We start from the raw sequence: 25,906 nt of genomic DNA, 5'->3' as shown, positions 1-25,906 counted from the left end.
AGAGAACGGACTGTCGAGAAACACGTGATCGGGGGTGTGAATCACACCCCCGCGGGGATCACTTGGTTTCGGCGGCGATCTTCTCGGCCTTGGCTTTCACTTCCTCGATGTTGCCCACCAGGTAGAAGGCGGCTTCGGGGAGGCTGTCCAGCTCACCGGAAAGGATCTGGTTGAAACCAGCGATGGTCTCCTCCAGCTTCACGTACTTGCCGGGCATGCCGGTGAAGATTTCAGCCACGAAGAAAGGCTGGGAGAGGAACTTCTCCACCTTGCGGGCACGGTCCACGGTGCGACGGTCGTCTTCCGACAGTTCGTCGAGACCCAGAATCGCGATGATGTCCTGCAGTTCTTTGTAGCGCTGCAGGGTGGACTGCACGGCGCGGGCGGTGCGGTAGTGCTCGTCACCCACCACAGCTGGCTGGAGCATGGTGCTGGTGGAATCCAGAGGATCCACAGCGGGGTAGATGCCCTTGGAAGCCAGGGCACGGTTCAGCACCGTGGTGGCGTCGAGGTGGGCAAAGGTGGTGGCCGGTGCGGGGTCGGTCAGGTCGTCAGCAGGCACGTAAACGGCCTGGATCGAGGTGATCGAACCTTCAACGGTGGATGCAACACGCTCCTGCAGGGCACCCACGTCGGTGCCCAGGGTGGGCTGGTATCCCACAGCGGAAGGCATGCGACCCAGCAGTGCGGAAACCTCGGAGCCGGCCTGCACGAAGCGGAAGATGTTGTCCACGAACAGCAGCACGTCCTGCTTGTTCACGTCGCGGAAGTGCTCAGCCATGGTCAGAGCGGAGAGGCCCACGCGCATCCGGGCGCCGGGGGGCTCGTTCATCTGGCCGTAGCAGAGGGCCACCTTCGACTTGGACAGGTCGTCGGCGTTGATCACGCCGGATTCCTTGAATTCCTCGTAGAGGTCGTTGCCCTCACGGGTGCGCTCACCCACACCACCGAACACAGACACACCGCCGTGCTCCTTGGCGATGTTGTTGATCAGCTCCTGGATCAGCACGGTCTTGCCCACGCCGGCGCCGCCGAACAGGCCGACCTTGCCGCCCTGGCGATAGGGAGCCAGGAGGTCGATCACCTTGATGCCGGTCTCGAACACCTTGGGCTTGGTCTCAAGCTCGGTGATGTTGGGTGCATCCCGGTGGATGGGAGCGGTGGCCGTGGTGTTGACGGGGCCCTGCTCGTCGACGGGCTCGCCCAGCACGTTGAAGATGCGGCCGAGGGTGCCTTCACCCACGGGCACGGAGATCGGTGCACCGGTGTCAACGGCTTCCATGCCGCGCACCAAACCGTCGGTGCCACTCATGGCAACGGCACGAACCCGGTGATCACCCAGAAGCTGTTGAACCTCAGCGGTCAGGGCGACGTCGTCACCTGCGGGGTTTTTCCCCTCGATGCGCAGGGCGTTATAGATCTTGGGCAGTTTCCCGGCGGGAAATTCCACGTCCAGAACCGGGCCGATCACCTGACGGATCACACCCTTGGTGCCAGCAGATGCAGGAGCAGAAGCGACCATAGGAAGGAGAGTTGCGGGAACAGGCGCTGCGCGCTCGGACCCATTCAGAGCGGCGCAACCATACCACCGCTGTGGTTGCACCCCCCTCCGGTTCGGTCACCCGCACAGCTTGGGGTATGGCCCGGGGGGTGGTCGCTTGCATACGTTGGCACTCATCGGCATCGAGTGCCAACTCGCGTCGATGCGTGGCGCATTGCGCCCTGTCCCTGCTCCTGCAAGTACCCATGGCTGCTGTTTCTCTCAGCGTCTCGACCGTTAAACCCCTCGGCGACCGCGTGTTCGTCAAGGTCTCTGAATCCGAAGAGAAGACTGCCGGCGGCATCCTTCTGCCTGACACCGCCAAAGAAAAGCCCCAGGTGGGTGAGGTGGTTCAGGTGGGCCCCGGCAAGCGCAACGACGACGGCAGCCGTCAGGCTCCCGAAGTTGGTGTGGGCGACAAGGTCCTCTACAGCAAGTACGCCGGCACCGACATCAAGCTCGGCAGCGATGAATACGTGCTGCTGTCCGAGAAGGACATCCTGGCTGTCGTCAACTGAGATCAGCCCCGCTGCATTGCGGCTTGAGTCTCAACTCAGCCTCCCTTAACCATCCTCTTCATTAGGAACCGCCTTCCATGGCAAAGCGCATCATCTACAACGAGAACGCCCGTCGCGCTCTCGAAAAAGGCATCGACATTCTCTGCGAAGCCGTTGCCGTGACCCTGGGTCCCAAGGGCCGCAACGTGGTGCTCGAGAAGAAGTTCGGTGCGCCCCAGATCATCAATGACGGCGTCACCATCGCCAAGGAGATCGAGCTCGAAGACCACATCGAGAACACCGGTGTTGCTCTGATCCGTCAGGCCGCCTCCAAAACCAACGACGCCGCAGGTGACGGCACCACCACCGCCACCGTTCTGGCCCACGCCATGGTCAAGGCGGGTCTGCGCAACGTGGCTGCCGGTGCCAACGCCATCACCCTGAAGAAGGGCATCGACAAGGCTTCCGATTTCCTGGTCAGCAAGATCAAGGAAATGGCCAAGCCCATCGCTGACAGCAATGCCATCGCTCAGGTCGGCACCATCTCCGCCGGCAACGATGAAGAAGTCGGCAAGATGATTGCCGATGCCATGGACAAGGTTGGCAAGGAAGGTGTGATTTCCCTCGAAGAGGGCAAGTCCATGGAGACCGAACTCGAGGTCACCGAGGGCATGCGTTTCGATAAGGGCTACATCTCCCCTTATTTCGCCACCGACACCGAGCGGATGGAAGCCGTCCTCGACGAGCCTTACATCCTTCTCACCGACAAGAAGATCGGTCTGGTGCAGGATCTGGTGCCCGTGCTGGAGCAAATCGCCCGCACCGGCAAGCCTCTGCTGATCATTGCTGAGGACATCGAGAAGGAAGCCCTCGCCACTCTGGTGGTGAACCGTCTGCGCGGTGTGCTGAACGTGGCCGCTGTGAAGGCTCCTGGTTTTGGTGATCGCCGCAAGGCCATGTTGGAAGACATGGCTGTGCTGACCAATGGTCAGCTGATCACCGAAGATGCCGGTCTCAAGCTGGAGAACGCCAAGCTCGAGATGCTGGGCACCGCCCGTCGCATCACCATCAACAAGGACACCACCACCATCGTTGCCGAGGGCAACGAGGCGGCTGTCGGCGCCCGCTGCGAACAGATCAAGAAGCAGATGGACGAGACCGACTCCACCTACGACAAGGAGAAGCTGCAGGAACGCCTGGCCAAGCTGGCCGGTGGCGTGGCTGTGGTGAAGGTGGGTGCGGCCACCGAAACCGAGATGAAGGACAAGAAACTCCGTCTCGAGGACGCCATCAACGCCACCAAGGCGGCTGTTGAGGAAGGCATCGTTCCTGGCGGTGGCACCACCCTGGCTCACCTGGCTCCGGCCCTGGAGCAGTGGGCAGCCTCCAGCCTGTCCGGCGAGGAACTGATCGGCGCCAACATCGTGGCTGCTGCTCTTACCGCTCCGCTGATGCGCATCGCTGAAAACGCAGGTGCCAACGGCGCTGTTGTGGCTGAGAACGTCAAGGCTCGCGCTGGTGCCGAAGGCTTCAACGCTGCCTCCGGCGAGTACGTCGACATGCTGGCTGCCGGCATCGTCGATCCCGCCAAGGTGACCCGCTCCGGTCTGCAAAATGCCGCATCCATCGCTGGCATGGTGCTCACCACCGAGTGCATAGTGGCTGATCTGCCTGAGAAGAAGGAAGCAGCTCCTGCCGGCGGCGGCATGGGCGGCGGCGACTTCGACTACTGATCGACCTTCGGGTGGTCGGGAGACCACCCGATCACCCGAACTCAAGTCATGCCAAGAGGTCCTGCGGGGCCTCTTTTTTATGTTCGGATGCTGTCTTGTAAGAACTAGTTTTTACAAGACGTGTGGTGCCTGGGGCCCGGCGTTGGTTGCCGGCCATGAAGCATATGAGGTGCGGAGAGGTGCCGGCTAACGTCTTGCTGTGTATCGATGTGTCGGGACAAATGCCCCAGCGCCCCGGAGCTTTCGCCGCCCAGTTCGCTCCAGAGACGCTGCAGCGTTTCAAAGCCCTTTGCCGACAACAAGACAAGGCCTACTCCAAGGTGTTGGAGCGTCTTGCCTTGTTGTACGTCGAAACGGATGGAGGCATTCTTTCCCCGGCCAGCACGGCTTCTGCTCCCTCACAAGGCGTGCAAAAAAGGCAAGTTCAGGTTGAATCTTTGCAAAACAAGTTGTTGGAGGATCTGTTGAAGCGGGTTGAAATCCTTGAAAAGAAGGAAACAAAAACGTTGTACGAGCTTGATCGGGTCTACAAGGAAATTGCTTTTCTGAAATCAGGGTTGCAAAGCCCTGAGTAATGTTTCTGGAATCTGAAGTCTCACGGCTTAAGTTCAAGGCCGCTAGGGCTCTCATAAATTCAGGCTGCTTGAAGAATTCTTGGTTTGTTGATCTTGTAATACCGCCTAAGTTGTGCATCAGTTTTCTTGATTCGTGCTCTATGTGCTTTCTTGTGTAACTTCTGGTCGCAAAATTGATCGGAACAGAGCGGCAAGTTGATGAACAGCATTCCAACAATCAGCTTGAAGCTGTCTTCAAAATATGTGTGCTGGAAATTGAGTTTGTGAGCGGGTTGGTTTAGTTCAACCAGCCAGCACTCAGGATCACAGCCAAGGACAAAAACAACGCCAGGCATGTCCATGTCAGACGGTTCAACGTTGCTTCGGCGCTGCTGGCGCTGCTGAACATGGAGCTGCCGCTTGCCGCCAAGCCACCCATGCCATCACCTTTGGGGCTATGCAGCAGCACCAAGACGATCAACAGAAGGCCGGTGCCGATCCAGCTCCAGGACAAAATTGAGGTGAGCATCAAACGGAAAGAGGAAGGCGAGCGGTCTTGGGGGTGGGGTCCATGTTGGACATGGGGGCAATCAGGCTTTGGCCAGTCATGGCAGCCGGTTGCGGAAGGTCAAGAATTTGCAGCAACGTCGGAGCGATATCGGCCAGCCCCCCGTTATCGCGCAGTGTGATGGCGTTGCCATGGCCAGGCAGTTTGCGCCGTTCTCCTTCGATCAGGATCGCAGGCACAGGATTGGTGGTGTGGGCTGTCCAGGCTTGGCCATCCGGACCCTTCATCAATTCGGCATTGCCGTGATCAGCCGTGATCAGCATGGTTCCGCCTTGGCGTCCCACCGCATCCAACAACCGGCCAATGCAGGCATCCACGGTTTGGATGGCTTCCTTGGCGGCCTCCATCACACCGGTGTGCCCCACCATATCGGGGTTGGCGTAGTTGATCACAATCAGCGAATAGTCCGCCTTCTCAATGGCAGAAATACAGCTGTCGGTGAGTTGCTCGGCCGACATCGCCGGTGAGAGGTCGTAGGTGGCGACCCTCGGCGATGGCACCAAGTGACGGTCTTCTCCCGCCAGTGGCTGTTCGATGCCACCGTTCATGAAGTACGTGACGTGGGGGTACTTCTCCGTTTCAGCGGTGCGGTACTGCTTCAGCCCGGCGTCTGCCACCACCTGCCCCAACAGTTGGTCGAGCGGCTCGGGGGGGAAGGCCACTTGAACGGGAAGGTCTTGTTCCACCTGGGTGAAGGTGACCACATCCAATTTCGGCGTGTGGCTGCGCTCGAAGCCCTCGAAATCGGGGAGGCAGAGCGCTTGCACGATCTGGCGGGCGCGATCGGGTCGGAAGTTGAACACCAGAACGCTGTCACCGTCTTTGATGATGCTGTTCTGAAGTCGCACCGGTTCGAGGAATTCATCGGTGATGTCCTCGGCATAGCTCTCCGCCAGCACCTGCTCTGCCGTCCGGCTGTCGACGGCGATGTGGGGATCGGTGTAGAGGTTGTAAGCCTTTTCGATCCGCTCCCAGCGCTGGTCCCGGTCCATGGCCCAGTACCGGCCACAGAGGCTGGCGAGCTGGCCAACGCCGCTTTGGCTCAGGGCCGCTTCCACCTGGCTGATGTATCCCGGTGCGCTCTGGGTCGGTGTGTCGCGACCATCGGTGATGGCATGCACGGCGACATCAGAGATGCCGCTGTCCGCTGCCCACTGGATCAGTCCACAGAGATGGTCCACGTGGCTGTGGACGCCCCCATCGGAGCAGAGGCCGAGCAGGTGCAAGGTGCCGCCTCGCCCTTGGGTGCGCTCTGCCAATTCCTTGAGTGCCTGCGTGTCGCCCAGTTGGTTGCTGCGCACCGTGTCGCTGATCCGCACCAACTCCTGGCGAATGATGCGGCCGGCTCCGATGGTGAGGTGGCCCACCTCAGAGTTACCCATCTGTTGATCGGGGAGGCCCACATGGGAGCCACTGGCCTCAATCAAGGTGTGTGGATAGGCATGCCAAAGGGCATCCATCACAGGAGTGCCGCCTTGATGAATCGCGTTGTGCTCGCTTGCGTTCCTGTAACCCCAGCCATCAAGAATGGCGAGAACGACCGGTGCCACTGTCCCGGAGCGTCCTGAACCGTTGGTAGTGCTTTTCCCCACGTTCACCCGCGACCGACGGTTCTTAAGGACTCTTGCAGAATCAACTTAACGCCACGCCAGCCCTCAAGCTGCAGTTTCAGCCAATTCCCACACCCCGCAGCGCTCAATCCTCCATGGCCGACCCTGAACGGATCGAAATTCTCTCGGAGCGTGAGCTTGGTCTAACGCTGTCGCGTTTGGCGTCGCAGGTGTTGGAGAGCGCCGAAGACAGCCGTCGGTTGATGCTGTTGGGGATCCCCACCCGCGGTGTTCAGTTGTCCAGGGTTTTGGCGCGGGAATTGGAGCGGTTGACAGGCCACGCCATCTCCCAGGGGGCCATTGATCCCACGTTCCATCGCGATGATCTGGAGCGAATCGGCACCCGTCTGCCCCAGCTCACGACTCTCCCCACCAGCATTGAGGACCGCCAGGTGATTCTGGTGGACGATGTGATCTTCACGGGGCGGACGGTGCGTGCCGCCCTGGAGGCCATGCAGAGCTGGGGGCGGCCGCAGCGGGTGATGTTGCTGGCCATGGTGGATCGAGGCCATCGGGAGCTTCCGATTCAGCCTGATTTCTGTGGTCGTGTTGTGCCGACCCGACGCAGCGAAACCATCGAGCTCCGCCTCAAGGATGTTGATGGTGAGGAGGGGGTGTTCCTCAGCCGACTCAGCCGGCAGGCTTGAGTTCGTCGGGGCGGAAATGGGCTTTATAGCGGCCGAAGGCAACGATCACAGGAAGCGTTGGGCTGATCACCCGACCCTTCCAATCATTGAGAACGTTCGCCACCTCTCCGGTCTGCCCTTTCATGTCAAAGGCCTGGCCCCGGTGTTCGGGATGGTTGAACACAACGACGGATGCCTCCACCGTCACCCTGTCGCCCGCCTGCATTGCACCTGAGTCATCCACGGGCTCATCTTGTCACGGGCTCGGGGACGAGCGTCGACAGAAACTTTCCGGTCCGTCCTCTTCGACGCGACCGCCAAGGTCGCTGCAGCCCATCGAAAAGGCCGTCCAGGGGTCCAGACCTTGGAGCAACTGATCCTCGACGGCGGCATCCAGCCGATCACCGCTGATGACGTCGGCACGCACCGCTGGGTGCTGTTGGTGTTGCTGAGCCTCATCGAGGGCCTGAATGGCACTCTCCACCTCTTGACGGGTGGCACTTGCCCGCTGCTGCCACCAGGGATGGTCGAGTTTGTTGAGGCTGTCCAAGGCCTCCCACCAGCGTTCTTGCTCCACCAGTTGAACCAGCCGACGCTGTTCCAATTGGTTGCGGTTCCAGATCTCCATCAGCGTTGCACTGAGTTGGCTGATGGAGCTGCGCGCGCTGCCTTTGAGGGGATCCAGCAACGCGAGTGCCTGCTGCAGGTCTCCCTCACGAAACAGAGCAATCGCCTGATCCATCAGAGCCTGGCGCCAGCGTTCGAGGGTCTTGCGATGGAGGGCAAGGTCGCCATGGCCCGATGCGACCAATTGTTTCTGCAGCGTGAGGGCAGCGATCGAATCGCCTTGGTCCCAGAGATGTTCGGCGTGCTTCTGGCGGCAGAGGGCCTGCTCCTCCGGTGCGCCCTCCCCCAACCAGCGCAGGGAGGCGAGTTGCTCACTGGTGCGGATGCAGGCCTCGTAGTCGTTGGCAGCGAGGGCGGTCTGCAGCCGCTTCGGCAGTTGTTGTTCCCACCAATAGGCACCTGTCGCAATCGCCAGCACCAATCCCAGGGTTCCAACACCCCAGAGCCGAAGCAGCAGTTGACGCGGTGCCGCCACGAAGGGTGGAGCTGAACTTTGGTTCTGTTTTATGGAGTGACGGCTCCCGTTCCAAGGGCCTGTGGACGGACGTCTTATCGGACAGCCCCCAGCGTTGGCTGGGACCACGTCCGACCTGAACGCAGATCGTTGATCTCCAGCTGAAGCTGCGCTTCTTGATCAATGCTCCAGCGCAGCCTCAGGCAGTCTTTGCCCTGCTCTCCGGCGGGATCCAGAGGCAGCACCAGCTCGATGCCGGGCCAAGGCTGATGGGAGACCTCCCCGGCGGTCTGCTCCTGCAGGGTCGGCAAACCATTGATGAAGACCACGCTGTGGCTCCCCTGGGGGATGGGCTCCCCCAGCACCAGCTCCAAGTTGCGCTGACCGGTGCGGCTGGCGGCCAGCACCAGCTCCAGGGGGGCGGGGCTCGGCCAGGGTTGACCGGCCACGAAGAGGGGGTGCCAGCGGTGGCTGTTGCTGCGCTGATCCCAGAAACGCAGGGAAACACCGTGTTGCAGCACATCCCGAATGGCAACCCCTGGCGTGAGTTGAAGCGCACCCAGGGCCACGGCCTCCACCGGTGGCGGGGTGAGCAAGGGCGCTGGCGCCGTGTGCTCGGAGAGCCACTGGCGCAGGAGGGGCAGCTGGGCACCGCCGCCGACGGCCACCACGCCCTCCAGATCTTCAAGGCTGCAGTTGTTGCGGCGACCGCCGGCGAGACAGCTCTCCAGCAGTTGTTCGAGGGCGTCTCCGAAGCCGCGCTCCAGCAGAAGCGCGTTGAGTTCGCTGCGCGACAGGCGGAGCTCATGCTCCTGCTCATCCACCGCCAATTCCATCAGGGGCTCGCGTTCGGCCAAGGCGGTGTCGCTCAGTCTGCATTTGAGCCGTTCGGCAGCATTGAGCAGGGGGGTGCTGGCGGGTTGATCCGGGCAACAGCGGTCCACAATCCAGCGATCGATGTCACGGCCCCCCAGGCGCAGCCCCGCCTTGCCCAGAACCTTTGCTGTGCGCAGCATCTGGCGGCTGTTGTCCCCGAGGCTGCGCCCCCCCAGCCGCAGCAATTGGGCGATCGGTGCGGCACGACCTTCCCCTCCTTCCAGAGCCACCAGGGCCAGATCCAGCGTGCTTCCGCCCAGGTCCACCACCAGCAGAGTGGAACCAGCGGGAAGCCCTGCACCCATGGCGGCTGCTGTGGGTTCATCCACCAGGGCGATCTCGGCCACCGGCAGCGTGGTGCAGGCCTGCAGCAACCAGCTGCGATACGCCCGATAGCACTCCACCGGGGCGGTCAGCACCAGCCGCTCCACCGGGAGATTGCTGGGGAGCCGGCTCCAGATCTGTTGAAGCAGCTGTTCTCCAGCCCAGCGGGCTGCGTCCTGCTCTGGGGCATCCGCTTGACCGATGCGGCCTTTGAAGTCGCGATGCAGACGGCTGTCAACGGAGTCATTGAGGCCTGACTCGAGCACTTGCCGACCAATCAGGGGGCATTGGGATGCCTCCCACACCAGGCTGGGAATTTCACCGGCCCGGCTGCAGATGGCGGGCAGGTTCAGCAGATCGGCCCTTGTGGAGGTCGGTCCCTGATAGGCCACCACCGTGGTGGTGCTGCCCAAATCGATGGCGAGTGTTCCGCCCCGTTGGTCTGAATGCTGAAGCTTTTCTTCGCCCACGCGATCTCTGACCGTGCTCTGGGCACGGTGAAGTCAGGATGAGACTAGGGGGACTGGCGGCGATGGATCGATTGCAACAGCTGATCTTCTCCTTCTACCGGGAAGATCCTGAACTGCAGGAGAGGCTGGAGCCGCTGCGGAGCTGTCGCATGCGTCGCAGCTGGGGCAGCATCCGCATCGAGTGCATCGATGATGCGCATCTCGAGGAATTGAGTGGTTTGGTCGCTGATCTGCGCTTGCCCCTGGCGGCTTTGGGGATGGGGCGCCAGATCGTGTTGCGGGTTCCAGGCTCCCGTCAGCGGGCTTACCCCATGCACGTGCCCTTTCACACCGATCAGCTGGCCTGAGACGGTCACCAATTAATCTGAACTTGTTTGATAAAGAAGCCTGTGCTTTCGGCCGGAGTGGATTCCAAGGATCTCGCCAAGCGTGGCGAAAGCTTGATTCGTCAATCAAGTAACCGCTATCTGACGACGGTGCGGATCGCCTTCCGGGCCAAGCAGCGCCGCTTCGACGACTTCGACGGTCTGCTGGAGGAGTCCAGCGTCAAGCCTGTGCAGCGGGCCATCGTGGAATTGAGCGACGAGCAAGACCAGCCCGATCTGCTGCCTGGTTGATCCATCGGCTGTGATTCAGCAGGAGGGGGACGGATGGCGGGTGTCGCACGACCCCTCCCGCGGGGAATTTTGCGTTCTTGTGGGGGGAGAGCGCTGGGCGTTTGAGTTGACCGAGCCGGAGTGGCGTGATCTGGTGGATCTTGTGGCAACCCTGGAGCAGCAGCACAGGGGTCTGGTTGACCAACTGATGCCCGAGGAATCGATCGAGCTGGAGCTGGATCGTGGCGTGTGGTGGGGATGCTTGAGCGGTGATCGCAGCCAATGGGAGTTGCGCATCCTGCTCACCCCGTTGGAGGGACGTGCGGCGCAGGGGGAGTGGCCGGCCCCAGCGGCGGCGGCGGCCGTAGCGGCCTTGAGAACGTTGTGGGAATCGCAGCATTGATTAATCCAGCTAATCGTTTTTGAGTCATTGATTTCCCCGCCCTTTCCCTGTCGCTCTGCACAGTTTTTCCACAGGCCATGGGCCGTTAACGCCGCCCTGGCGGGTTTCTGTGGAAATCCCCCGTTTGTCATTGTTTTTGCTTGACGATGGCGGCGGGCTGCGCAGTTCCGTCTAGGCCGGCGCTTCGACCAGTGCAGGAGTGGCTTTCTGGCAGGGATCTCGCTTGGAGATTCGTGAGAATGGCCCCGTGTTGGGGGTTCTTGACGGCGGCGCCGTGGTGTGGAGAACTAGTGTTCGTTTCGAAGAGAAAAGATGCTGGAAGGCCTTGAGCAAGCCGCGGCTGAGACCAGTGTTGTGAGTTTCCAATCGGAAGTGCCGCAGCCCCTCCAGCAGGCCATGACCCAGTTCATCGAAGGACATCCGAACTGGGATCAGTACCGTTTGGTTCAGGCGGCGCTTGCCGGCTTCCTGGTGCAGAACGGCCAGGCATCGCGGGAGATCACCCGGGTTTACGTCGGAAACATGTTCCGCCGGGAATCGCTGATCAATGGGGTCTGAGGCCGGCAGCAGGCCATCAGCACCAGGGCGCTGAAGGGGAGGCTGAGCAGCAGCCCCAGGGTGGCCCCGATCAGCCCCAGAAGATTGAGGCCGATCAGCATCCCCAGCAGCGCCAGCACCTTGAGCCCATTGCGGTGCACCAGCTGTCGGCTGTGGTCCATCGCCTGAAGCGCTCGGCAGCGCTCGTGCACGAGCAGGGGCAGGGCCAGGGTCTGGCTGAACAGCCAGCTCAGCAGCACCACTCCCCCCAGCAGCACGCTCAGACCTGCCAAGGCAGTGCTCCAGCGTCCGAGCGCCCAGCTCAACGACTGAATCAATCCGACGCCCCCCAGCACCAGCACCAGCTCAAGCAACACCAGGGTGAAGGCCTGGCGCAGCAGCTGTCTCCAGCTCTGTTGGGGGCGGTCGTCGCGTCGGTCTGGGAGCAGGCCATCCGTCAGTTGCAGCAGGCCCAGGAGAGGCAGCAGAGGAAGCACCAGGCTGATCAACACTGAGAGGTCCCCTAGCCGATTGAGCCATGGGGATCCCGCCAGGCGCAGGTCGTGGCCGATCACTGCAGGGCCGCTGGCACTGATCAACACCAGCGCCGCCAAGCCAACACAGCGCCAGGGCCCCCGGCTGAAGCCGATCCAGGCCCGTGGCAGCAGCGTGACCAGTGGGATTTCAGTGGAGCTGGCCAAGCCGTGAAAGGAGGTCGTTGGCGGTATCGGTGGGGACCGGAAGGATCGAGAGCCTGTTGCCGCGTTTGATCACGGGCAGCTGCTCTTCGCTGTAGAGCTCCCGCAGCTGGTCGAGGCTGAGCAGGGCGTCGAATTCGCCGAGGAATCGCAGGCGTGCGCAGTCCCAGCGTGGTTTCTCGGGGCTTGATTTGGGGTCGTAGTACTTGGCCGTGGGATCAAATTGCGTCGGGTCCACCAGGCCGGTCTCCATCACTTCCATCAGCCCGATGATCCCGGGGGGCTTGCAATTGGAGTGATAAAAAAATGCTTGGTCTCCCACCTTCATGCTGCGCATGAAATTGCGGGCCTGGTAGTTGCGAATGCCGTCCCACAGCGTGGTGCCCTCGCGCCGCAGATCATCGATCCCGTAGGCGTCGGGTTCGCTTTTCATCAACCAGAAGGCCACGTCGCAAGGCTTGTTTCACACCATCATCGGACCGTTAGGCCCAGATGCATCCCATTGCGTTCGTTTGGTCTCAGGCGACGTCCAGCAGGGGGGTGATCAGGGTGCGGAAGTGGTCTCCTCTGGCCTCGAAATCCCTGTATTGATCAAAGCTGGCGCAGGCCGGTGACAGCAGCAGCGATGAGGCTTGATGCCGCTGTACGGCCGTTTCAGCCAGGTTTACAGCGCTCTCGAGCTCCGGGCACTGCAGCAGTTCGCCGGGGTATCCAGCCGTTTTGGCCAGGCTGGCCAGCTCATCGGCCCCCGCACCGAACAGGATCAGGCTGCAGGCCTTGGTGCGCAGCTGCTCGAGCCAGCCACTGGCATCGCCCTGTTTGGTCTGCCCCCCGGCCAGCACCACGACGGGCCCCTGCACGGCCCGCAAGCCAACCTCGGCTGCGTCGTAATTGGTGGCTTTGCTGTCGTTGAACACGCTGGCTCCTGCCAACGTGCCCAGCTGCTCAAGCCGGTGCGGTACGCCCGGAAATGTGCGCAAGGCGTCGGCGATTTGCTGGGGGGAGAGGCCGACCTCGAGGGCGGCAGCGGTCACCAGCAACAGGTTTTGGCGGTTGTGGCAGCCCGGCATCGCCAGGGCATCAGCCGCAAACAAGCGGGTGGTGGTGTTGCGCACCATGCCCTCGTCATCAATCCAGAGGTCGGCGGGCTGGTTGTCCGGATGCGCGCCCTCACTGCTCACCCAGGTGCCGCGGTCCCAGCTGCTGCGTTGCTGGCGCAGGTCTGGATCATCGGCATTGAACAGGGCGCACGCCGAGCGTTCGAGCAGCCCGCGTTTGATGGCCCGGTAGGCCTCCAGGCTGCCGTGGCGCTCGAGATGGTCTGGGGTCAGCGTGGTCCAGATGCCGATCTTGGGGGCTACGGCGGGCGCCGCCTCAATCTGGTAGCTGCTCAGTTCCATCACGAGCCAATCCGGCCGCGGTGTGGCCCCTGAGCCGATCTGGCAGGCCAGTTCAGCGGCGGAGAGGCCCATGTTTCCTCCCATCGGTGCCGTGAGGCCTGAGGCCTCCAACACGTGGCTGAGCAGATGGGTGACCGTGGTTTTGCCGTTGGTTCCTGTGATGCCGATCCAGGGGATCTGTTGAAGGGCATCCCAGGCCAGATCGATCTCGCCGCGCACCTGGATGCCCTCGGATCGCAGCTCAACCAGGGTTGGATGATCCCAGGGGATGCCGGGGCCGATCACCACAGCGTCCAGGTTGTCGCGCCAGGCGTCAAAGCTCTCCAGGGTCAGGGGCTGCCCCAGCACCACCTGAATGCCCTCTTCGGCGAGGGTTTTCGAGGTGTGTTGGAGGGCTTCGTTATCGCCCCGTTCGAACACAACAACATCGCGATTCTGCTGCTTGAGTAGACGCGAAGCCCCCAAACCTGAGCGACCCAAGCCAACGACAATCGTGCGTGTCATCGCGAGGTCTGAAGTTCGAAAACGCAGTCCCAACAGGGAAAGTGGGCGATACTGGATTTGAACCAGTGACTCCTACAATGTCAATGTAGTGCTCTACCCCTGAGCTAATCGCCCGACATCGATCGTTTTGAAATCTCGTGATTTCATCGACCGAGGCGAACAGTAGCAGTTGGTGGGCAGCTCAACTCAACTGCGGCGCAGTTCAACGCGCCAGCGCTCCCGTTTGGTGCGCGTGAGCGACAGCACCTCCACCGAGCCGCGATCCTGCAGCTGCAGCCGGTCGCCCACCACCAGTTCACGGCTGGCTTGACGCACGTTGCCCCAGTTGAGCCGAAGGCGCCCGGCTTTGACGTGGGTGACGATCTTGGCGCGGGACAGCCCGAATCCAGCCGATGCAATCGCATCCAGGCGACAGGAGGCCTCCACCGTCTGCAGGGTGCGGACGCTGCGTTGCACAGGCTGCTGCAACTGCTCCACAGGACGGGATTCGCAGCGAATCTCCGCCGCGCGCACGGCCCCCAGGCGGCCATGCAGGGCTTCGGCAGCACTGGGGGTGCAGATCCCTTGCCCGCCGCGATCGCCGCGCACCCAGAGATCGCCGATGTTGTCGGCGTCGACGCCCATGGCCTTCAACGCTTCGCGCAGGTCCTCGGGGGAAAGGGGGTCGAAGAGGAAATTGCCTTCAATCAGCAGGCCTTGAACCGGGGCCGCTGGATCAGGGCTGTCGTCGCGACGGTGGCAGAGCAGCCGTTGGCGTTCGGCCCCTTGATAGCCGCCATCACTGATCCAGGTCAATTCACTGAGGCTGCCCAGGCGAGCTAAGGCTTCCTCCCGCAGCGGTGCGCTGAGAAAGGGACTCCAGGCCGGTTGCCAGGTGCGCAACACCTGCTCCGCGAGATCGACCAGCACCGTCAGCCCTTCCTGGTTCTGGGCCCCCGCCAGCAGCTCCTCCCGGGGCAGCATCACAGGTCGTCGAGGCGAACCACCTGCTGCGGCCGCGACTTTTGAATCACCTGCCAGGGGGCCTCAATGCCATTGGGTGTTTCCAGCAGCACCAGCCAGCGACCTTCGTCGCGGCGGTTGCGCAGGATCCGCACGCCTGCATCGTTGTCTGAATCCACGCTGGCGGCTGCGGCGTAGCTCCCCATCAGGCCGGAGCCCATGCCCAGCAGGCCGCCGATCAGGGTTTCACCCCAGGGGCCAAAGCTGGCGAAGGTGGTGAGGGTGGTGATCTTGGTGAAGGTGACGCCTGCCAGGAAACCGAAGGGCATCAGCCAGCGGGCCATGCCCCGCTGGCGCTGTTGGCGCGTGAGGTTGGGGTTCAGCAGGGCGACCTTGTCGATGGCATCCCCATCGGGGGGGATCGTCAGACACTTCAGCAGCGGCAGATCGGTGTCCCGGAGCCGCTGGGTCAGGCCTTCCGCCGCAGGGGCATCGGCCATCACCATCACACAGACGGGCATGGGGCATTCAGATCCAATGCGCTGAATTCTGAACCCTGTGCTTCGAACTGGAGGGGGTGGTGGATGTCGATCTCTACAGTTCACCACGGCAGTTCTGCGCCTTTCGATGACGAAAGTTCTTGTCTCCGATCCGATCGACCAGGCCGGGATCGACATCCTTGGCCAAGTGGCGCAGGTGGATCAGCGCACCGGCCTCTCGGAGGAGGAGCTGATCGGGATCATCAGTGAGTACGACGGATTGATGATCCGCTCCGGCACCCAGGTGACCGCAGCGGTGATCGCCGCGGCGAGCCGGCTCAAGATCATCGGCCGCGCCGGCGTCGGCGTCGACAACGTTGATGTGCCTGCGGCCACCCAGCGGGGTGTGCTGGTGGTGAACTCGCCGGAGGGCAACACCATCGCTGCAGCGGAGCACGCTCTGGCGATGATGCTGACCCTCTCGCGGCACATTCCTCAGGCCCATGGCGGCATGCGGGCTGGCAAGTGGGACCGCAAGAAATACGTCGGCAACGAGCTCTACAAGAAGACTTTGGGGGTGGTCGGTCTCGGCAAGATCGGATCCCACGTCGCTCGGGTTGCCCAGGCGATGGGAATGGAGGTGATCGCCTACGACCCCTTCATTGCCGCTGACCGGGCTCAACGGATGCAGGTGAAGCTGCTGGAGCTGGATGAGCTGTTCCGCACCGCCGATTACGTCACCCTGCACATCCCGCGCACCAAGGACACCGAGAACCTGGTGAATGCGGAGCTGCTACGCACGATGAAGCCCACGGCGCGGATCGTGAACTGTGCCCGCGGCGGCGTGGTGGATGAGGCGGCGATCGCTGAAGCCATCAACAACGGTGTGATTGCCGGTGCGGGCCTGGATGTGTACGCCAGTGAGCCCCTGGCGGAAGACTCCCCCCTGCGGGCGGTGGAGCGTGGTCTGGTGCTGACGCCCCACCTCGGTGCATCGACGGAAGAGGCCCAGGAGAATGTGGCGATCGATGTGGCAGAGCAGATCCGTGATGTGCTGCTGGGTCTGCCGGCCCGCAGTGCGGTCAATATTCCCGGCCTCAGCGCCGAGATCATGGAGCGGCTCAAGCCCCATCTCCAGCTCGCTGAGACGGTCGGTCTGCTCGTCAGTCAGCTGGCTGGCGGTCATGTGAAGGAGATGGAACTGCGCCTGCAAGGTGAATTCGCCAGCCATCCCTCCCAGCCTCTGGTGATTGCTGCCCTGAAGGGTCTGCTCAGTGCTGGCCTGGGTGACAGCATCAACTTCGTGAATGCCTCGCTCGAGGCCAAGGCCCGCGGCATTCAGGTGCTGGAGGTGAAAGATGAGAGCAGCCGCGACTTCGCCGGAGGCTCATTGCAAATCACCACCCGTGGTGATCAGGGCAGCCGCAGCGTCACCGGTGCCGTCTTTGCCGATGGCGATCTGCGCATCACCAGCATCGATGCCTTCCCGGTGAATGTGACCCCGAGCAGCCACATGCTGTTCACACGGCACCGGGACATGCCCGGAATCATTGGTCACCTGGGCTCTCTGCTGGGCGAACACAACGTCAACATCGCCTCCATGCAGGTGGGCCGCAAAATCGTGCGCGGCGATGCGGTGATGGTGCTCAGCATCGATGATCCGATCCCAGCAGATCTGCTGCAGACGATCACGGCCATCGATGGCATCCAGGAAGCACACCCGGTCACGCTCTGATGTGGTGGCGTCTCACACTCCCGTGTCCTCCGGAGCTGGAGGAGTCGCTGGTGTGGAAACTGACGGATCTGGGGCTGCATCGCCATGCGGTGCACCATGCGCCGGAAACGCCTGATCGCAAGACGCTGTTGGTCTGGCTCCCGAAACCGGAGTGGCCGGAGCCTCAGCGGCAGGAGCTGGTCGCCAGCCTGCAGCCGCTGGCGGAGCCCTTTGGACTCAGCCTGCCCGACGGGCACTGGGACGATGTGGCCGACGAGGATTGGAGCCTCAGCTGGAAACAGCATTGGCAGGCCGATCCTGTCGGTACGGGGCTGTTGATCCTGCCGGCCTGGCTGGAGGTACCGCCGGAGCATGCCGATCGGCTGGTGATCAAGATGGACCCCGGCAGTGCCTTCGGCACCGGAAGTCACCCCACCACCCGGCTCTGCCTGGAGGCGTTGGAACAGTCGCCTCCGCTTGGGGCGCTTGTGGCCGATCTGGGCTGCGGCAGCGGGGTGCTGGGCCTCGCTGCGCTGGGTCTGGGGGCGGAGTCGGTGGTGGCCGCAGATACCGATTCCCTGGCGGTGCGTGCCACAACGGACAACCGCGGCCTCAACGACCGATCGGAGGCTGAGCTTCAGGTGGCTCTCGGTTCTGTGGAGACCCTGAGCGAGCTGCTCGCGCCCCGCCGCGCTGATCTGCTGCTCTGCAACATCCTGGCTCCGGTGATTGAAGCCCTCTCCCCGGGTTTCGAGGGGCTGCTTCAGCCCGATGGGCGCGCTCTGCTCAGTGGGCTCCTGGTGGATCAGGCACCGCGCCTGAAGGAGGTTCTCGGGGGCTTGGGCTGGTTGGTCACCGCTGAGGCGGCACAGGGCCGCTGGGGGCTGCTGGAGATCCGCCGCCGCTAGGCCTGGCCCTATAAGCCAGGCTTATCAGAGTGGGGTCTCCGATTGGTCCTCCTCCCCAGTGGCCCCGGAATCGTCAGGTTGAGCACCTATTTGAAGTAAAAATGTGGCGTTCTGCAGGACCGTGTTTTCCGGAACCCTGTACGCATTCATCAATCATGGCTTCTTACAAGGTCACCCTGGTCTCCGAGAGCGAAGGTCTGAACAAGACCATCGAAGTGCCCGACGACCAGTACATCCTCGACGCTGCTGAAGAGCAGGGCATCGACCTCCCCTACTCCTGCCGCGCTGGCGCTTGCTCCACCTGCGCCGGCAAGATCACCGCTGGCACCGTCGACCAGTCCGACCAGAGCTTCCTGGACGACGACCAGATCGAAGCTGGTTTCGTGCTGACCTGCGTCGCCTACCCCACCAGCGACTGCACCATCAAGACCCACGCCGAAGAAGAGCTCTATTGAGCCTCTGTCCTTCAACTGGACGTGTCCTCAACCACTCCTTCGGGGGTGGTTTTTTTTGGTCTGGTCGTCTTCCATGCGTGTCCCTTGTCTTCTCCTGCCGTGAGCCGCCCCGAAGTCGACGATCTTCTGGAGCCCGGCAGCGTTCACACCAGCCCCGGCGGTCAGTACAGCTTCCGCGTCATCGGGCCCTGTTGCCGGTTGTTTGATCGCGAAGAACTGCCCTGGCCCTGCTGTCGTCTGGCCTGGCGCAGCAAGGAGCCGAGCTGGCGACGGATCGGACGGCGGTTTGTGCCCGACCTGGCGGCCCGGCGTTGCCCCTCCTACGCCGTGGAACTGCTGCAGCCTGGAGGACGACCCACACCCACCGTGCTGACCCTGTTCTCCGTTCGTTTCAGCCGGGATCTGCAGGAGTGGTGGTACAGCCGCCATCCCAGCTCCATGGCCCCTGAGCAGGTGAGCCCCCAACAAAAAGCCCCGACGACCTGAGGCCGCCGGGGACAAACGATTTTGATTGGAGTTGATCGGCAGAAGCTGATCAGAAGTAGATCTTGCCGCCACCCCAGGCACTGCCCTGGACTTTGGGCGACACCAGGATGTAGCCAGCCATCAGGCGCAGATCCTCATCATCGAGATCGCGCATGGCGGGGTAGAGCTCAGCGTCGCGCATGCTCGGGTGCAGGTCAGCAATGCTGTACTCACCGTCGTAGGAGGTGGGGTCCTTCATGTAGTCGACCAGGGCCTCAACGTTGTCGCGGGCCGGGGTGGCCAGGGCCAGGGTCTCAGGATCCAAGCCCACGTTGTGGTTGGTCTTGGTGATGCCGCCGGCGTGGCAGGTGCCGCAGCTGGTGTTGAACACCTTGCGGCCAGCATCTATTTCACGATCGCTGAAGGTCACCTCTGTGCCGGAGGGATCTGCCGGAACCGTCAGGGTCTCAGCGTCCCACTGGGCCGCCTGAGCCGGAGAGATAACGGCCAAACCGATCAGCACCGGGATGAGGACCAGAAGGCCCTTCAGGGACCGTCGCAAGGAAGAGAACACAGAGGCCATGAAGGTAAGGGGGTGTGACGCATTCACCGCACCAAGCTCTTGTATCACGGGGAAGTGACCCTCTGTGGCCGGATCACGAACTGTTGCAGCGTGGTTTGACGTCAATGCTGAGGAAGTCCTTGGCCAGCAGCGTGTTGGGGAAGATCGCCTTGGCCTCGTTCAACAGGTCTTGGGGCGTTACCGGGTTGCCCGGCACGTAGCGCGGGCTGAGGTGGGTGAGCACCAGCTGCCCCACACCCGCTTCGGCGGCCGTCTGGGCAGCCATGGTGCTGGTGGAGTGCTGTTTCTGGAACGCCATCTCCGCCTCGCCATGGGCAAAGGTGGATTCATGGATCAGCAGATCCGCGCCGCGGGCAAGCTCGACGGCCGCCTCGCAGAACACGGTGTCGGTGCAATAGACGACGCTCACGCCGGGCCGTTCCTCACCGCAGAGGCTGGTGCCGTCGATGCTGCGACCGTCCTCCAGGGTCACCGTTTCACCCCGCTTCAACTGGGCGTACACGGGGCCGGGCGGGATGTTCAGTTCCCGTGCTTTCTCAATGTCGAAGCGACCGGCCAGGGGCTTCTGTTCGATGCGATAGGCGTAGGCCGGCACTCGGTGGGTGAGCGGGCTGCAGCGCACCGTGAAGTCGTCGTCCTCGAACAGCAGCGTGCCCTGCTCTGCTGCATCCCGGACCCTGTGGACAGCGAGGGGATAGCCGATCCGGGTGGAGCTGGTGCGCAACACACCATTGAGGTAACTCTCCAGCGGGTCCGGCCCGTAGAGATCCACCCCTGCGGCGCTGCTGCCGGCGAGCCCGAGGCTGGCGAGCAGACCAGGCAGGCCGAACACGTGGTCGCCATGCATGTGGGTGATGAACACCCTGCGCAGCTGCGAGAGCCGCAGATCACTGCGTAAAAACTGATGTTGGGTTCCCTCGCCGCAGTCGAACAGCCACATCTCCGAGCGCTGCGGCAAGCGCAGAGCCACGGCTGAAACGTTGCGGGCCCGGGTGGGTACCCCAGAACTCGTACCGAGAAATGTGACCTGCAAGGCCGATGCTCCTCAGGACTCATGCTGCCATCTGGCTGAACCCAGGAACAGGCGGCACACTGGGGCGCCTGTTGATCTCCAGCGTGCGCCGCGCCTCCGTTGCCGTCGGTCTGGTGCTCGTCGCTGTGATCGCTCCATCACCGGTGGCGCTGGCCCGCGGCCGCGAGCCGCAGATGCGCGTGCTGCTGCAGGAGAGCAACCGGGTCAGCCTGCGCTCCGATGGTGCACTGCCGCTGCGGGTGCAGGGACTCCCCGGCGGCGAGCGACGGCCACAGCGGCTGCAGCTCAGCCTTCAAGGGGCCCGCCTGAGCGCCACTGTGGATGGCCGATCGATGCGGCTGGCCCCCAGCACCCTGGTGACGGTGCAGAACAACGATCCACGGGGCATCTGGTTGGGAGGGCGTCGCTACCGGGGTGTGCTGCGCGTCAGCGGCCGCGGCGGCACCTTGCGGGTGGTCAACAGCCTGGGCGTTGAGACCTATCTCGCCAGTGTTGTCGGCAGCGAAATGCCCCACCGCTGGCCCCTGGCTGCCCTGCAGGCCCAGGCCGTGGCCGCGCGCACCTATGCCTTGAAACAACGCAGCCGCGGTGGTGCCTGGGATGTGAAGGCCACGGTGGCGAGTCAGGTGTACCGCGGCGTGGAGTCGGAAACGCCGAGCACACGCAAGGCGGTGGCGAGCACCCGTTCGCTGGTGCTCGTGCACGGCGGTCGCCTGATCGATGCCGTCTTCCACAGCAGTTCTGGCGGGGTGACCGAGGCGAGTGGGATGGTCTGGCGCCGCCAGCATCCCTATCTGGTAAGCGTCCCCGATCACGATCAGCACAGCCCGGTGCACCGCTGGGAACAATGGTTTGATTCGGCTGGGCTGCGTCAGCGGCTGCCCGAAACCGGTGGGCTCCAGGACGTTGAGGTGCTGAGTCGTTCCGCCAGCGGACGGGTGCGTGAGGCCCGCTTGCGCGGGCCCCGCGGATCGCTCGTGCTCAGCGGCGGCGAGCTGCGCAAGCGGTTGGGACTCAAAAGCACTCTGGTGAACTTTGAGATGGTGGCGGGGGGGCAGCGTTCTCCCGTGGAGCTTCCGGTGCGGCGGGTGACTGCAACCGCTCGCCCGGGCTCCCGCATTAATCGGATCACCGCATCGGCGGCTCGCCAGCGGGGAGCACGGCCGCCCCTGTTGGTGGCCCCTCCTCCGGTGCTGGTCAGCAAGACGTCGGTGCGTCGTTGGTCCGCTGGCGGACTCCAGCTGCTGGTGAAGGGCCAGGGCTATGGCCATGGCGTTGGTATGAGTCAGTGGGGAGCCCATGGTCTGGCGGAGCAGGGGGCTCACTTCCGCTCGATTCTTCGGCACTACTACCGGGGGGCTGAGGTTGTTCCCTACCAGCCGCACCACGACCCATCGCTGGCACTGAAGCCCCCAACGAAGCCACTCTGGAGAGACATGCCGGTTTCGCCCATTGGCACGGTTTCCCTGTCGTCTGCAACGCCATTCCAGTGACACGGATCTCTGCGCTGTGCTGGCGGCCCATCTGGAGCGTCATCTGCGCAGTTGGCAGGGGCCTGATCCCCTGAAGCCCTTGGGCCTCGCCACGGGACGCACGATGGAGCCGCTTTATCGCACCCTGGTGGAACGGCTGCTGTCGTGGTCTGCCGATGAGCTGGAAGCCCTGCGGGCCCGATGGTGCAGCTTCAATCTGGACGAATACCTCGGACTTTCGGCGGACGATCCCCGGGGCTACAGGGCCTACATGACCCACCACCTCGCTGCACCCCTGGGCTTGCCCGCCTCAGCGGTGCATCTGCCCGACAGCACTGCCGCTGATGGAGCGGTTGCCGCGCGCCGCTACGGCGAGCAGCTCAGCGGCTGCGGGGGTATCGGCCTGCAGATTCTGGGGCTCGGCAGCAATGGTCATGTGGGTTTCAACGAGCCGCCTTGTCCCCCTTATCAGCACTGCCATGAGGTGGAGCTGACCCCTGCAACCCGGCAGCAGAATTCGGTGCTCTTCGATGGTTGCGTTGAGGCTGTGCCGCAGCGGGCTATCACCCTGGGCTTGTGGGAGATCCTCGAGGCTGCGGAGATTCATCTGGTGGTGACCGGCGCCGCCAAGGCCGGCATCCTCAAGCGGTTGTTGGACTTAACGGAGCCGGATCCTGCGCTGCCCGCCAGCTGGCTGCTGACCCATCCCAATGTCTGGCTCTGGTGCGATGCAGCGGCTTTAGCTTGAACAGCCGAGAGCAGCGGCGATGAGCATCGACCCCGTGGAACGGCGCCTTGAGCAGAGCTTTGAGGCGGAACGCTGGACGCGCTTCATTCAGGACTGTCAGGACCTTGAGCAGTTGCGCGAGACGGCCCTGGCGTTGGTGCAGCAGCTGGCCCAGCAGAAGGCGGCCAGTGCCTGGATGGCCACCCGGGCCTCGGAATCGGAAAACGCCAAGTTGGAGATGCTGGCGCGGATGATCCGTCAGCAACCCGATGGCAAGGAGGAGAAGGCGACTGAGTCCCCCTGAGGTGGCCCCAGCCGCCGGCTTGGTCGGGTGTCAGTGTTCCTTTTGCCAGCGGCTCAGGTGTGCGGGCGAGAACTTGTGGCCGTGTTTGGCCCCGACCTTGACCACGCAGGAGTTGTCCTTGCCGCAGCGCTGCACCTCATCGCGGATCGAGTCGTTGCTCTGCACCCGCGACATGAACGTCTCCAGCTGTTTCATGGACATGGCGATCCTCCAGAAGGGATGTCTTCGGCCTAGCGCTGGGGTCGATCGGGGCTCAGGGCCTCAAGCTTTGGTGCGGATTTGCTGACGACAAACTTCAAGGAGGCGTCAGTCGAGCTCCAGTCCGTCGGCGAGATCGAGGTTGGCGCTGACGCTGCGCACATCGTCGAGCCCGTCGAGGGCATCCAGCAGCTTGAGGCAGCTGCGGGCGGTGTCGGGATCGATGACAGAAACGCTGGTCTGGGCGGACCAGTGATGGCCCCATTCCCGCACATTCCAGTCAGCCCGTCGCAAGCCGTCCTGAAGGCTCTCCAAGACCTCAAAGGGGCCGTGCACCATCACTGATTCGTCCAACAGCTCATAGCCATCGGCCTCCAGCTCCAGGAGGCTTTCCAGCAACCGTTCCTCGTCGTCGGGGCCGGCGTTGAGGATCACTTCGCTGCGGTGTTCAAACAGGTAGGCCACGCAGCCGTTTTCCCCCAGATTTCCGCCGTTCTTGCTGAAGGCCAGCCGCAGATCCGCCGCGGTGCGGTTGCGGTTGTCCGTGAGCGCTTCCACCAGCACCGCCATGCCGCCGGGGCCGTAGCCCTCGTAGCGCACCTCCTCGAGTTGGGCTCCATCACCGGCCTGACCTGACCCCTTGGCGATGGCCCGCTCGATGTTGGAGGCGGGCACCCCAGCGGCACGGGCTTTGCTGATGGCCGTCCGCAACTGAAAATTCCCGGCGGGATCGGCTCCGGCACGGGCCGCAACCATGATTTCCCGCCCCAGCCGGGTGAACACCGCACCACGTTTGGCGTCGACGACGGCCTTGGTGCGTTTGATCTGGGACCATTTGCTGTGGCCAGCCATCGCGTCAGGGCAGGGCGGGATGCGCTCGGAGAGTACTGAGCGACCGGTTGGTTTCAGCCTGCTGCATCGAAGACCACCTTGGGTCGCAGCAGACCTTCGCTCTCGCGGTGGCCGATGCCGGCCATGCTTCCATCCGCATTGCACACCACCACCGCCTCTCCAGGCCCTGGATCCATCGCGATGCGTCGGCCGCAGCGCCAGTCGATCTGCTCGGCTTCGCTGAGATCACGCCGGGGCAGAGCCCCCAGGGCCAGCAGCGGCGAGAGGGGATCGGGCGGCACAGCGTCTCGCTCCGGCAGGGGATGGGCCTGATGCGCATGGAACCCCAGCGCTTGGGTGCGGCGCAGGGAGGCCAGACAACCTCCGCAGCCGATGCGGTCCCCCAGATCCCTGGCGATCGAGCGGATGTAGGTGCCGGCGGAACAGTGCACCTCGATGCTCAGCTGCCCCAGGGCCGCATTCCAATCCAACAGCTCCAGTCGGTGCACGGTGACGGCCCGTGGCGGCAGATCCATGGCTTCACCGCGCCGTGCCCTGGCATGGGCCCGTTCGCCATCCACATGGACGGCGGAGACCTGCGGAGGACGTTGTTCAATCGCGCCCCGGAACGCCTCCAGGCTGCTGTTGAGCTCGGCTTCACGAAGGGATGGCCAGGCCTGCTGCTCCAGCAGCTCTCCTTCCAGATCGTCGCTGCTGGTGCGCCGGCCCAGCTGAATCACCCCGGTGTAGGTCTTCTCCCCGGGGAGGTAGGGCAGCAATCGGGTCGCCGGCCCTAGGGCAATGGGGAGAACCCCGGTGACGGCAGGATCAAGGGTGCCGCCATGGCCCACGCGCTTGAGGCCATAGCTGCGGCGCAGGCGGCTGACGCAGGCGTGGGAGGTGAGGCCTGCGGGCTTGTCGATCACCACGAAGCCGAAGGGGCCGTTCACCGGGGCTGGAGCGGGGTGCCCTGACTGTTGCATTCCGCCGGCTGCGTAGGTTGGCCGCTCTCTGATGCCCATCCATGCCCCAGCTCCGCAGCAGCACGGACGTGGACGTCTCCGCTTTCCTGGCGGACGGTTTGGGCATCAAGCAACACCTCAGTCGCTACCTCGACCTGACGCTGGATCAGCTTGAGCAGCGTCTGCCCAGCAGCACCGACGACCTGGCGGATCTGCATCCCGGTGCGTTCCGGCCGGAGGACGCCACCGCCTTCTATGAGGACACGGTGGGCACGGGACACCTGCTGGAGCTGGCGGCCTGGCACCTCTCCAGTGCCGACTATATCGCCGACACGCTGCGGCTGCAGGGCATGGCGGTGCAGGGCCAGGTGCTGGATTTCGGCGGTGGCATCGGCACCCACGCCCTATCAGCGGCGGCGCTGCCGGAGGTCGATCACGTCTGGTTTGTCGATCTCAATCCCCACAACCAGGCTTTTGTTCAGCAACGGGCGCAAAGCCTGGGGTTGGCGGACAAACTCTCGGTGCATCGCGACCTCAGCAGCACAGGTGATGTGCGTTTCGACGCTGTGGTCTGCCTCGATGTGCTGGAACACCTGCCGGATCCCTCGGCGCAGTTGCTGGAGTTTCACCAGCGGATGGCCCCCGGCGCCATCGCGCTTCTGAACTGGTACTTCTTCAAAGGCCATCAGGGCGAGTACCCCTTCCATTTCGATGATCCGGCCCTGGTGGATGGGTTTTTCCGCACTCTGCAGGCTCAATTCCTCGAGGTGTTTCACCCCCTGTTGATCACGGCCCGGCTGTACCGGCGTTCCTGAG

33 protein-coding genes and 1 tRNA gene are annotated in these 25,906 nt (G+C 63.3%); 16 read left to right on the top strand and 18 right to left on the bottom strand.

Annotated features, from left to right (window positions below):
* Nucleotides 1-58: 58 nt before the first annotated feature.
* A complete protein-coding gene (atpD, locus tag NCN05_RS06415; RefSeq protein ID WP_115010090.1) occupies nucleotides 59-1,522 on the bottom strand; it encodes a F0F1 ATP synthase subunit beta in 1,464 nt (487 codons plus the stop codon).
* Between the two features lie 224 nt (nucleotides 1,523-1,746).
* Between atpD and groES the strand changes: the two genes are divergently transcribed.
* From groES to NCN05_RS06400, 3 genes are all read left to right on the top strand, one after another.
* Nucleotides 1,747-2,058, top strand: coding sequence for a co-chaperone GroES (gene groES, locus NCN05_RS06410; protein WP_006850452.1), 312 nt, complete (start codon nucleotides 1,747-1,749; stop codon nucleotides 2,056-2,058).
* A gap of 77 nt (nucleotides 2,059-2,135) precedes the next feature.
* On the top strand, nucleotides 2,136-3,770 hold the full coding sequence (groL, locus tag NCN05_RS06405; protein WP_006851861.1) for a chaperonin GroEL: 1,635 nt from the start codon (nucleotides 2,136-2,138) through the stop codon (nucleotides 3,768-3,770).
* Between the two features lie 221 nt (nucleotides 3,771-3,991).
* Nucleotides 3,992-4,345, top strand: coding sequence for a hypothetical protein (locus tag NCN05_RS06400; protein WP_250397447.1), 354 nt, complete (start codon nucleotides 3,992-3,994; stop codon nucleotides 4,343-4,345).
* A 59-nt stretch (nucleotides 4,346-4,404) separates the two neighbouring features.
* Here NCN05_RS06400 and NCN05_RS06395 read toward each other — a convergent pair whose 3' ends face one another.
* The 3 genes from NCN05_RS06395 to gpmI are packed head-to-tail and all read right to left on the bottom strand — an operon-like array spanning nucleotide 4,405 to nucleotide 6,490.
* Complete coding sequence (locus NCN05_RS06395; protein WP_250397446.1) at nucleotides 4,405-4,680, bottom strand: hypothetical protein; 276 nt, start codon at nucleotides 4,678-4,680, stop codon at nucleotides 4,405-4,407.
* Nucleotides 4,623-4,853 (bottom strand): preprotein translocase subunit SecG, encoded by a 231-nt coding sequence (gene secG / locus NCN05_RS06390; protein WP_006849683.1) that lies wholly within the window; start codon nucleotides 4,851-4,853, stop codon nucleotides 4,623-4,625. Before secG ends, NCN05_RS06395 begins: the two co-directional genes overlap by 58 nt.
* On the bottom strand, nucleotides 4,853-6,490 hold the full coding sequence (gene gpmI / locus NCN05_RS06385) for a 2,3-bisphosphoglycerate-independent phosphoglycerate mutase (RefSeq protein WP_250397445.1): 1,638 nt from the start codon (nucleotides 6,488-6,490) through the stop codon (nucleotides 4,853-4,855). Before gpmI ends, secG begins: the two co-directional genes overlap by 1 nt.
* Before the next feature lie 107 nt (nucleotides 6,491-6,597).
* Between gpmI and pyrR the strand changes: the two genes are divergently transcribed.
* Nucleotides 6,598-7,149 (top strand): bifunctional pyr operon transcriptional regulator/uracil phosphoribosyltransferase PyrR, encoded by a 552-nt coding sequence (gene pyrR / locus NCN05_RS06380; RefSeq protein ID WP_250397481.1) that lies wholly within the window; start codon nucleotides 6,598-6,600, stop codon nucleotides 7,147-7,149.
* Here the strand turns inward: pyrR and NCN05_RS06375 are convergent.
* From NCN05_RS06375 to NCN05_RS06365, 3 genes are all read right to left on the bottom strand, one after another.
* Nucleotides 7,133-7,354, bottom strand: a complete 222-nt coding sequence (locus NCN05_RS06375; protein WP_250397480.1) for a ferredoxin-thioredoxin reductase variable chain — start codon at nucleotides 7,352-7,354, stop codon at nucleotides 7,133-7,135. The two genes, pyrR and NCN05_RS06375, sit on opposite strands and share 17 nt — an antisense overlap.
* Before the next feature lie 30 nt (nucleotides 7,355-7,384).
* Nucleotides 7,385-8,230, bottom strand: a complete 846-nt coding sequence (locus NCN05_RS06370) for a hypothetical protein (RefSeq protein ID WP_250397444.1) — start codon at nucleotides 8,228-8,230, stop codon at nucleotides 7,385-7,387.
* A gap of 74 nt (nucleotides 8,231-8,304) precedes the next feature.
* Complete coding sequence (locus NCN05_RS06365; protein ID WP_250397443.1) at nucleotides 8,305-9,879, bottom strand: Hsp70 family protein; 1,575 nt, start codon at nucleotides 9,877-9,879, stop codon at nucleotides 8,305-8,307.
* Between the two features lie 62 nt (nucleotides 9,880-9,941).
* Between NCN05_RS06365 and NCN05_RS06360 the strand changes: the two genes are divergently transcribed.
* The 4 genes from NCN05_RS06360 to NCN05_RS06345 all read left to right on the top strand — a co-directional run bounded on the left by NCN05_RS06360 (nucleotide 9,942) and on the right by NCN05_RS06345 (nucleotide 11,436).
* A complete protein-coding gene (locus NCN05_RS06360; RefSeq protein WP_114989486.1) occupies nucleotides 9,942-10,226 on the top strand; it encodes a hypothetical protein in 285 nt (94 codons plus the stop codon).
* A 42-nt stretch (nucleotides 10,227-10,268) separates the two neighbouring features.
* Complete coding sequence (locus NCN05_RS06355; protein ID WP_025362489.1) at nucleotides 10,269-10,496, top strand: DNA-directed RNA polymerase subunit omega; 228 nt, start codon at nucleotides 10,269-10,271, stop codon at nucleotides 10,494-10,496.
* A 10-nt stretch (nucleotides 10,497-10,506) separates the two neighbouring features.
* The gene (locus tag NCN05_RS06350) at nucleotides 10,507-10,878 is read left to right on the top strand and encodes a DUF1818 family protein (protein WP_250397442.1); all 372 of its coding nucleotides are present in this window, start codon (nucleotides 10,507-10,509) and stop codon (nucleotides 10,876-10,878) included.
* 312 nt (nucleotides 10,879-11,190) lie between these two features.
* Nucleotides 11,191-11,436 carry a DUF2811 domain-containing protein gene (locus NCN05_RS06345; RefSeq protein WP_250397441.1) on the top strand — a complete coding sequence of 82 codons (246 nt, stop codon included), beginning with the start codon at nucleotides 11,191-11,193 and terminating at the stop codon, nucleotides 11,434-11,436.
* On the opposite strand, the gene NCN05_RS06340 is transcribed toward NCN05_RS06345, so the two are convergent.
* From NCN05_RS06340 to NCN05_RS06315, 6 genes are all read right to left on the bottom strand, one after another.
* Nucleotides 11,388-12,116, bottom strand: coding sequence for a hypothetical protein (locus NCN05_RS06340; RefSeq protein WP_250397440.1), 729 nt, complete (start codon nucleotides 12,114-12,116; stop codon nucleotides 11,388-11,390). The two genes, NCN05_RS06345 and NCN05_RS06340, sit on opposite strands and share 49 nt — an antisense overlap.
* Nucleotides 12,100-12,546: an EVE domain-containing protein gene (locus NCN05_RS06335; protein WP_250397439.1), complete on the bottom strand. Its 447-nt coding sequence runs from the start codon at nucleotides 12,544-12,546 to the stop codon at nucleotides 12,100-12,102. The genes NCN05_RS06340 and NCN05_RS06335 overlap by 17 nt, the downstream gene beginning before the upstream one ends.
* A gap of 85 nt (nucleotides 12,547-12,631) precedes the next feature.
* The gene (gene murD / locus NCN05_RS06330; RefSeq protein WP_250397438.1) at nucleotides 12,632-14,017 is read right to left on the bottom strand and encodes a UDP-N-acetylmuramoyl-L-alanine--D-glutamate ligase; all 1,386 of its coding nucleotides are present in this window, start codon (nucleotides 14,015-14,017) and stop codon (nucleotides 12,632-12,634) included.
* Nucleotides 14,018-14,059: 42 nt separating this feature from the next.
* Nucleotides 14,060-14,131: transfer RNA gene (locus tag NCN05_RS06325), tRNA-Val, on the bottom strand.
* Nucleotides 14,132-14,203: 72 nt separating this feature from the next.
* Nucleotides 14,204-14,980 carry a photosystem II electron transport protein, Sll1252 family gene (locus tag NCN05_RS06320; RefSeq protein WP_250397437.1) on the bottom strand — a complete coding sequence of 259 codons (777 nt, stop codon included), beginning with the start codon at nucleotides 14,978-14,980 and terminating at the stop codon, nucleotides 14,204-14,206.
* Complete coding sequence (locus NCN05_RS06315) at nucleotides 14,980-15,480, bottom strand: hypothetical protein (protein ID WP_114989480.1); 501 nt, start codon at nucleotides 15,478-15,480, stop codon at nucleotides 14,980-14,982. Before NCN05_RS06315 ends, NCN05_RS06320 begins: the two co-directional genes overlap by 1 nt.
* Nucleotides 15,481-15,586: 106 nt before the next feature.
* Between NCN05_RS06315 and serA the strand changes: the two genes are divergently transcribed.
* From serA to NCN05_RS06295, 4 genes are all read left to right on the top strand, one after another.
* The gene (gene serA, locus NCN05_RS06310; protein WP_250397436.1) at nucleotides 15,587-17,173 is read left to right on the top strand and encodes a phosphoglycerate dehydrogenase; all 1,587 of its coding nucleotides are present in this window, start codon (nucleotides 15,587-15,589) and stop codon (nucleotides 17,171-17,173) included.
* Entirely contained in the window at nucleotides 17,173-18,060 is an 888-nt protein-coding gene (gene prmA / locus NCN05_RS06305) for a 50S ribosomal protein L11 methyltransferase (RefSeq protein ID WP_250397435.1), read from the top strand. The genes serA and prmA overlap by 1 nt, the downstream gene beginning before the upstream one ends.
* Before the next feature lie 155 nt (nucleotides 18,061-18,215).
* Nucleotides 18,216-18,515, top strand: coding sequence for a ferredoxin (locus NCN05_RS06300; protein WP_006043345.1), 300 nt, complete (start codon nucleotides 18,216-18,218; stop codon nucleotides 18,513-18,515).
* A gap of 99 nt (nucleotides 18,516-18,614) precedes the next feature.
* Nucleotides 18,615-19,001: a DUF8632 family protein gene (locus tag NCN05_RS06295; protein ID WP_115010139.1), complete on the top strand. Its 387-nt coding sequence runs from the start codon at nucleotides 18,615-18,617 to the stop codon at nucleotides 18,999-19,001.
* 49 nt (nucleotides 19,002-19,050) lie between these two features.
* Here NCN05_RS06295 and psbV read toward each other — a convergent pair whose 3' ends face one another.
* Together psbV and rnz are read right to left on the bottom strand one after the other, a co-directional pair.
* On the bottom strand, nucleotides 19,051-19,563 hold the full coding sequence (gene psbV, locus NCN05_RS06290) for a photosystem II cytochrome c-550 (RefSeq protein ID WP_222929014.1): 513 nt from the start codon (nucleotides 19,561-19,563) through the stop codon (nucleotides 19,051-19,053).
* A 73-nt stretch (nucleotides 19,564-19,636) separates the two neighbouring features.
* Entirely contained in the window at nucleotides 19,637-20,596 is a 960-nt protein-coding gene (gene rnz / locus NCN05_RS06285) for a ribonuclease Z (RefSeq protein WP_250397434.1), read from the bottom strand.
* A gap of 5 nt (nucleotides 20,597-20,601) precedes the next feature.
* On the opposite strand from rnz, the gene NCN05_RS06280 reads away from it, so the two are divergent.
* From NCN05_RS06280 to NCN05_RS06270, 3 genes are read left to right on the top strand one after another with little or no spacing between them, the layout of a single operon-like run.
* Entirely contained in the window at nucleotides 20,602-22,089 is a 1,488-nt protein-coding gene (locus NCN05_RS06280; protein ID WP_250397433.1) for a SpoIID/LytB domain-containing protein, read from the top strand.
* The gene (locus NCN05_RS06275) at nucleotides 22,049-22,816 is read left to right on the top strand and encodes a glucosamine-6-phosphate deaminase (protein ID WP_250397432.1); all 768 of its coding nucleotides are present in this window, start codon (nucleotides 22,049-22,051) and stop codon (nucleotides 22,814-22,816) included. Before NCN05_RS06280 ends, NCN05_RS06275 begins: the two co-directional genes overlap by 41 nt.
* Before the next feature lie 19 nt (nucleotides 22,817-22,835).
* On the top strand, nucleotides 22,836-23,099 hold the full coding sequence (locus tag NCN05_RS06270; RefSeq protein WP_250397431.1) for a hypothetical protein: 264 nt from the start codon (nucleotides 22,836-22,838) through the stop codon (nucleotides 23,097-23,099).
* A 30-nt stretch (nucleotides 23,100-23,129) separates the two neighbouring features.
* Here NCN05_RS06270 and NCN05_RS06265 read toward each other — a convergent pair whose 3' ends face one another.
* From NCN05_RS06265 to truB, 3 genes are all read right to left on the bottom strand, one after another.
* Nucleotides 23,130-23,300, bottom strand: a complete 171-nt coding sequence (locus NCN05_RS06265; protein ID WP_071823080.1) for a Nif11 family protein — start codon at nucleotides 23,298-23,300, stop codon at nucleotides 23,130-23,132.
* A 105-nt stretch (nucleotides 23,301-23,405) separates the two neighbouring features.
* A complete protein-coding gene (locus NCN05_RS06260) occupies nucleotides 23,406-24,149 on the bottom strand; it encodes a YebC/PmpR family DNA-binding transcriptional regulator (protein WP_250397430.1) in 744 nt (247 codons plus the stop codon).
* 53 nt (nucleotides 24,150-24,202) lie between these two features.
* Entirely contained in the window at nucleotides 24,203-25,111 is a 909-nt protein-coding gene (gene truB / locus NCN05_RS06255; RefSeq protein ID WP_250397429.1) for a tRNA pseudouridine(55) synthase TruB, read from the bottom strand.
* A 41-nt stretch (nucleotides 25,112-25,152) separates the two neighbouring features.
* Between truB and NCN05_RS06250 the strand changes: the two genes are divergently transcribed.
* Nucleotides 25,153-25,905 (top strand): class I SAM-dependent methyltransferase, encoded by a 753-nt coding sequence (locus NCN05_RS06250; RefSeq protein ID WP_186541035.1) that lies wholly within the window; start codon nucleotides 25,153-25,155, stop codon nucleotides 25,903-25,905.
* Nucleotide 25,906 lies beyond the last annotated feature (1 nt).

The sequence above is a fragment of the Synechococcus sp. MU1651 genome, from assembly GCF_023630635.1.
Lineage (GTDB): Bacteria > Cyanobacteriota > Cyanobacteriia > PCC-6307 > Cyanobiaceae > Parasynechococcus.
The sequence above is the reverse complement of the archived record's forward strand: the minus strand, read 5'-3'. Positions and strand labels throughout refer to the sequence as shown.